The sequence below is a fragment of the Nocardia xishanensis NBRC 101358 genome, assembly GCF_001613365.1.
In the GTDB taxonomy this organism is placed as follows: Bacteria; Actinomycetota; Actinomycetes; order Mycobacteriales; family Mycobacteriaceae; genus Nocardia; species Nocardia xishanensis.
Map to the genome: position 1 here is coordinate 46,899 of NZ_BDCF01000057.1, position 6,510 is coordinate 53,408.

Consider the following 6,510-nt stretch of genomic DNA (forward strand, 5'->3'; position numbering starts at 1 on the left):
CGAGCGTCAGTGGTGCGCCTTCTCGAGCGCGGTGACCACCAGGTCGAGGAAGGCGTCGACCTCGTCACGCTGGTAGCCGCGGGTGCCCAGGCGCGCCTCGGTGAAGCGGACCGCGCGCACGTCACCGACCGTGAGGCAGCCCGGCCCGCCGTGCGCCAAGGTGGCCGCCACCAGATCCAGGAAGGCGTCCACCTCCTCCTCGTGGTAGCCGCGGCGGCCGACAGGGGACTGGGTGAACCGCATGCGGTGCACGTCGTCGGGAGTGAGCAGGGGAGCGGGGCCGGGGCCTGCGCCGGTGCCGCCCGCGGGCAGCGGCCGCGTGCCGTTCTGCCGGTGTTCGAGCTCGGCGCGCACCCGGTCGAGGAACTCGTCCACCTGATCGGCCTGGTAGCCGCGCCCGCCGAAACGGGGCGTGCCGAAGACGACGTGGCGGATGTCGTCGGCGGTGAGCGCGCCGTGACCGTCGAGGGTGGCGGCGACCAATTCCATGAAGGCGTCGACCTCGTCGGCGTGATAGCCACGATGACCGACCGAAGGCATGGCGAAATGGATTCGGCTCACGTCGTCGGGGGTCATCATCCGCGACATTGTGTCAGGGTCACCGACCGGATCCGCACGAATACGGATATTTCGTACTGCGCGGTCTCGTCCCGACCCGTATCTTGCAAACACGAACGCCCCCATGCGAACCACTGACTTTGTGCACCCACACTGTAGTCGGCGGAGGCGTTTCGCACGGGCGGTCGTCAGTCCTTGCGCACGCCGTCGATGAGCAGCCGCCGGACCGCCTGGTTCAAGCCGTCGATGGCCGCTTCCTCTGGATCGCGCATGCCGTGGATGACGCCTGCGAGCAGCATGCCCGTCACCGCCCGCGCGGTATTGGCGGTGTCCAGGTCGGCGCGCAGGTATCCCCGCTCGACGCCGTGTTCCAGGTAGCCCGCGGTGAGCGCGTCCGCCGTGTCGAGCAGGCCGTAGAGCCGAGCGGTGAGTTCGTCGTCGATGCCGGTGGCGTGGAACAGCAGCAGCTGCGGGATGCGCCGTTCCTCGAGCAGGATCCGCGACAGCGCTGTTCCGATGCGCTCCAGCTGGGCGCGGTACTCGTCGAGTGAACCCGCCGCGTCCGGGGCGTTCTGGGTGCCGAGCGCGTCGATGATGCGGGCGGACAGGTCATCGATTACGTGATCGATGATGTCGCGCTTGTTGGCGAAGTAGCGGTAGAAGGTGCCGTGGCCGATGCCGAGTTCGCCTGCGATATCGGCGATGCCGGTGGCGTGATAGCCCTTCTCGGCGAAGCAGACGAACGCCGTGTCGATGATCTCCTGCCGCAATTCGGCCTTGCGTCGCTGCAGCGCGTTTCCGGCGGCAGGCCGGGGCGCACGGGTGGATGGCTTCGTCATCCTGGCAATGATACTGTCGTCACAAACGGAATGATGTGTCATTCCGTGACAACTGATTCACATTTCTGGAGGTTCGACGTGGCGCCTCAGTACGACGCCGTCGTGGTCGGTGCGGGATTCGGTGGCATGGGGGCGGGCATCGAGCTCGACCGGCTGGGTCTGAGCAATTACGTGATCCTGGAGCGGGAGAACGATCTCGGCGGCACCTGGCACGTCAACCACTACCCGGGCCTCGCGGTCGACATCGCGTCGGTGACCTACTCGTATTCCTTCGAGCCCAACCCCTACTGGTCGCGGTTGTTCGCCCCCGGCAAGGAGCTGAAGAAGTACGCCGAGCACGTCGCCGACAAGTACGGCCTGCGCCGCAGGATGCGCTTCGGCGCCGTGGTGGACGGCGCGCGCTGGGACGAAGAGAATCAGCACTGGGTGGTCTCCCTCGCGAGCGGCGAAACCGTCACGGGCCGTTACCTCCTCACCGCGACGGGATTCCTCTCCCAGCCCTACACGCCGCCGTTCCCCGGCATCGAGTCCTTCGCGGGCAAGATCATCCACACCACCGCGTGGGAGGACGACTTCGACCTGACCGGTCGCCGCGCCGCGATCATCGGAACGGGCGCCACCGCCGTCCAGCTGGTGCCCGAGGTGGCCAAGAAGGCCGCCGCGCTCACCGTCTTCCAGCGCACCCCGATCTGGGTGGTGCCCAAGGTCGACGCGCCGATCCCGGCGCCGGTGCAGAAGTTGTTCGCCAGGGTGCCCGCGACCCAGAAGGCCGCGCGCCTGGTCAACACCTCGATGCTCGAGGCGCTCATGGTGGTCGGCGTGCTGCACTTCAAGCAGGCCAAGGCGATGAACAAGGGCGCGGGGCTGCTGGCCAAGGCGCACCTGCGCGCACAGGTGCGCGACAAGCGGACCCGCGAGCAGCTCACCCCGCACTACGACTTCGGCTGCAAGCGCCCCACCTTCTCCAACCACTACTTCAAGACGTTCAATCAGCCGCACGTGCGGCTCGAGACGAGCTCGATCGACCACGTCGAGGCCGACGGCATCATCACCGCCGACGGGCACAAGACCGAGATCGACACGCTGATCCTCGCCACCGGCTTCAACCTGTGGGACGTGAACTTCCCTGCCGTGGAGATCATCGGCCGCGACGGGGCGAATCTCGGAAAGTTCTGGCGGGACAACCGTTTCCAGGCCTACGAGGGCATCACGGTGCCGAAGTTCCCGAACTTCCTGAGTCTGAACAGCCCGTACTCCTACAGCGGTCTGTCCTACTTCACCACCATCGAGGCCCAGATGAAGCACATGGGCAGGCTGTTCGGCGAGCTGTTCCGCCGCGGCGAGACCACCTTCGAGGTGACCGAGGCGGCCAACGCCCGCTTCCTGGACACCGTCACCGACAAGCTGGGCGCCTCGGTGTTCTACGGCGGCGACTGCGCGACGGCGCGCAGCTACTACTTCAACCAGCACGGCGAGGCCGCGCTGCTGCGTCCGAACAGCACCGTCAGCACGCACCGTCAGGCGGTGAGCTTCCCGCTCGACGACTACGTCTACGGCGTGCCCGCCTGATCGCGACCAACCTCCCCGCGACCGGGAAACGCCCGGTCGCGGGGCTTCTTTTCGGCCGGATGACAACGTTTTTCCGCCGCGCCGACCGGGCTGGGGGACGCCATTCGACGTGCCCCCGGCCGCACGAGTCGGCTCGAGTGGCGCACGTCAAGGGTGTGCGGGTGTGGCAGTGCCGACAACAGCTGGCAGACTGTGTGCGTACATGTCCATCCCACCCACAAGACAGGGACTGACTTCGACGATGGATTTTCTGTTTCCGCTGCTACTGGTAGCCCTGCTCGTGCCGATGTTCCTCGGTATCCGCCGCCAGAAGCGGGAGGCCGAGAAGGTCACGGCCATGCAGGAAGACCTGAAGATCGGCGACGCGGTGATCACCACGTCGGGTCTGTGGGGCACCGTTGTCGACCTCGACGACGAGACGGTCGACCTGGAGATCGCGGAGGACGTCGTGACCACCTGGTTGCGGCAGGCCATCCGTGAGGTCCGTACCGTCGACGAGGCGACCGCCGACGAGACCGGTACCGACGAGACCCCGGCGGTGCCCGCCGAGGAATCGCCCGAGCAGACCGAGACCCGGCTGACCAAGGACTGACGTCGGCTGCGCCACGACCGCGCGCCGGACGTGCCCGCGCCCGGCGGCACACTCGTGTGCGCGCCTGATCCACCCTCGACTTCCCGCCTAGGAGATACGAACTGTGCCACCTTCTCAGGGATCGGCGCATCCGCTCAGGTTGCTCGGCGTCTACGCCGCGCTGCTGGCCGTGATCTATGCGTTGGTGTTCTTCACCGGTGACAAGGCCCCGACCCCCAAGCTCGGCATCGATCTGCAGGGCGGCACGCGGGTCACGCTGACCGCCCGCACGCCGGACGGCAGCAAGCCGAGCCAGGACAGCCTGCACAAGGCGCAGGAGATCATCGAGAACCGCGTCAACGGTCTCGGCGTCTCCGGCTCCGAGGTGGCCATCGAGGGCGACAACATCGTGATCACGGTGCCGGGCGACGACGGCCAGCAGGCGCGCGCGCTCGCCACCACCGCCAAGCTCTACATCCGTCCGGTGCTGCAGGCTGTGCCCAAGGGTGCGACCGTGCCGCAGGTGCCGCCCGCGCAGCAGCCCGCGCCGGACGCCGGACAGCCCGCCCCCGTGCCCGCTCCGGCCGAGGCTCCCGCTCCCGAGGCTGCCGCTCCCGAGGCTGCCGCTCCCGGGGCGCCCGCACCGGAAGCGCTCGTCGAGGAGGCGCCCGCGCCGCAGCAGCGGGTCTTCCCAGCCCAGGCGCCCACTCAGCCCGCTGACCCGAACCAGACTCAGCAGGAAGAGACGCAGCGCGAGATCGCCGCGGCCAAGGCGACCAGGCAGAGCACCGACCAGGCCACCCAGCAGGCGGCGATGCTCGCGCTCGACTGCACCAAGCCGGACCCGCTCGCGGGCAACGACGACCCGAACCTGCCGCTGGTCACCTGCTCGCAGGACGGCACCGAGGTCTTCCTGCTGGACAAGAGCCGCATCGACGGCCAGGAGATCGACAACGCGATCGCCAACCTCGATCAGCAGCAGTCGCGCTGGGTGGTCGACCTGAAGTTCAAGTCGACCGGCAGCGACGCTTGGGCGGACCTCACCCGCGAGTACCTCTACAAGCGCGTCGCGTTCACCCTGGATTCCAAGGTGTTCAGCGCGCCGCAGGTGCAGGCGGGTCCGCAGCTCGGCGGCACCACCCAGATCTCCGGCTCCTTCACCGCCAAGTCCGCCAAGGAACTGGCGAACACGCTGAAGTACGGTTCGCTGCCGCTGTCGTTCCAGACCTCGGAGGCCGAGACAGTCTCGGCGACCCTTGGCCTCTCCTCGCTGCGCGCCGGCCTGATCGCGGGCGCGATCGGCTTGGTCGTGGTGCTGCTCTACTGCCTCGCCTACTACCGCATGCTCGGGTTCCTGACGGGTCTGTCGCTGATCGCGTCCGGCTTCGCCGTGTACGGGATCATGGTGCTGCTCGGGCGATGGATCGGCTTCACCCTCGACCTGGCGGGCATCGCCGGTCTGATCATCGGTATCGGCATGACCGCCGACTCGTTCGTCGTGTTCTTCGAACGCATCAAGGACGAGATGCGCGAGGGCCGCAGCTTCCGTTCGGCCGTGCCGCGCGGCTGGCAGCGGGCCCGCCGCACCATCCTGTCCGGTAACGCGGTGAGCTTCATCGCCGCCGCGGTGCTGTACTGGCTCGCGGCAGGGCAGGTCAAGGGCTTCGCCTTCACGCTCGGCCTGACCACCGTGCTCGACGTGGTGGTCGTGTTCCTGGTCACGGCGCCGCTGGTGCTGCTGGCCTCGCGGAGCGCGTTCTGGTCGAAACCGTCGGTCAACGGGCTCGGCGCGATCCAAGAGGTCGCGCGTGAGCGCCGGGCCGCAGAAGCCGCAGTCGCAGAAGGCGTGAGGACGCGATGACCAACAGCCAGACCAGCCCCTCGCTGCGCAAGGACGCCGAGCGGCCGTTCGACGATTTCGTCCCCGGCCCGAACGCGCCGAAGCACGGCTTCTTCAACCGGCTCTACACCGGAACCGGCGCGATCGACGTCATCGGCCGCAGGCGGATGTGGTACGGGATCACCGCCGTCATCGTGCTGATCTCGTTGGGCAGCATCGTGTTTCGCGGGTTCAACTTCGGCATCGACTTCGAGGGCGGCTCGCGCGTCCAGTTCCCGGCGGGCGACGCCACCACCTCCCAGGTGGAGGAGGTGTATCGGGACGCGATCGGCACCGACCCGGTCTCCGTGCAGACCGTCGGCACCGGGTCGAGCGCGACGATGCTGATCCGCTCCGAGGCGTTGAACGTCCAGCAGATCGACAAGCTCAACTCAGCCCTGTTCGCGGAGTTCAAGCCGAAGGACAAGAGCGGCAACCCGAGCCGCGCCGCGATCAGCACCTCCGACGTCAGCGAGACCTGGGGCAGCCAGATCACCGAGAAGGCCCTGCGGGCGCTCGCTGTGTTCCTGGTGATCGTCTCGATCTACATCGCCGTCCGCTTCGAACGCGACATGGCGATCGCCGCGCTGGCCGCGCTGGTATTCGACGTGCTGGTCACCGCGGGCGTGTACTCGCTGATCGGTTTCGAGGTCACGCCGGCGACCGTCATCGGCATCCTGACGATTCTCGGCTTCTCGCTCTACGACTCGGTCGTCGTGTTCGACAAGGTCGAGGAGAACACCAGGGGCATCCTGCACCTGAGCCGCCGCACCTACGGCGAACAGGCCAACCTGGCGATCAACCAGACGCTGATGCGGTCGATCAACACCGCGCTCATCGGCATCCTGCCCATCGTCGGCCTGATGGTGATCGCGGTGTGGATGCTCGGCGTCGGCACCCTGAAGGACCTGGCGCTGGTGCAGCTGGTCGGCCTGCTGGTCGGCACCTATTCGTCGATCTTCTTCGCCACCCCGCTGCTGGTCTCGATCAAGGAGCGCTGGGGCCCGGTGGCGGCGCACACCAAGAAGGTGCAGGCCAAGCGCTCCGGCATCGCCGCGGCGCGGGCAGGCGCGGCAGCCGAGCAACGCGCGGTG

General features: G+C 67.8%; 6 protein-coding genes. 4 read left to right on the forward strand and 2 right to left on the reverse strand.

Annotated elements, in window-relative coordinates; translation table 11 throughout:
• Window positions 1-6 precede the first annotated feature (6 nt).
• Complete coding sequence (locus tag NX1_RS38490) at window positions 7-579, reverse strand: DivIVA domain-containing protein (protein ID WP_281217439.1); 573 nt, start codon at window positions 577-579, stop codon at window positions 7-9.
• Between the two features lie 167 nt (window positions 580-746).
• Window positions 747-1,397: a TetR/AcrR family transcriptional regulator gene (locus NX1_RS30235; protein WP_068066886.1), complete on the reverse strand. Its 651-nt coding sequence runs from the start codon at window positions 1,395-1,397 to the stop codon at window positions 747-749.
• Window positions 1,398-1,475: 78 nt separating this feature from the next.
• On the opposite strand from NX1_RS30235, the gene NX1_RS30240 reads away from it, so the two are divergent.
• The 4 genes from NX1_RS30240 to secF all read left to right on the forward strand — a co-directional run.
• Window positions 1,476-2,966, forward strand: a complete 1,491-nt coding sequence (locus NX1_RS30240) for a flavin-containing monooxygenase (RefSeq protein ID WP_068066889.1) — start codon at window positions 1,476-1,478, stop codon at window positions 2,964-2,966.
• A 241-nt stretch (window positions 2,967-3,207) separates the two neighbouring features.
• A complete protein-coding gene (yajC, locus tag NX1_RS30245) occupies window positions 3,208-3,558 on the forward strand; it encodes a preprotein translocase subunit YajC (protein ID WP_068066891.1) in 351 nt (116 codons plus the stop codon).
• A 103-nt stretch (window positions 3,559-3,661) separates the two neighbouring features.
• Window positions 3,662-5,398, forward strand: coding sequence for a protein translocase subunit SecD (secD, locus tag NX1_RS30250; protein ID WP_068066894.1), 1,737 nt, complete (start codon window positions 3,662-3,664; stop codon window positions 5,396-5,398).
• A partial coding sequence (gene secF / locus NX1_RS30255) for a protein translocase subunit SecF (protein WP_068066897.1) occupies window positions 5,395-6,510 on the forward strand: 1,116 nt, incomplete at its 3' end. The genes secD and secF, both read left to right, overlap by 4 nt.

Excerpts from the sequence above, each read along its gene's own strand:
- NX1_RS38490 (WP_281217439.1), bottom strand. The coding sequence starts at position 579 with ATGATGACCCCCGACGACGTGAGCCGAATCCATTTCGCCATGCCTTCG.
- yajC (WP_068066891.1), top strand. The coding sequence starts at position 3,208 with ATGGATTTTCTGTTTCCGCTGCTACTGGTAGCCCTGCTCGTGCCGATG.
- NX1_RS30235 (WP_068066886.1), bottom strand. The coding sequence starts at position 1,397 with ATGACGAAGCCATCCACCCGTGCGCCCCGGCCTGCCGCCGGAAACGCG.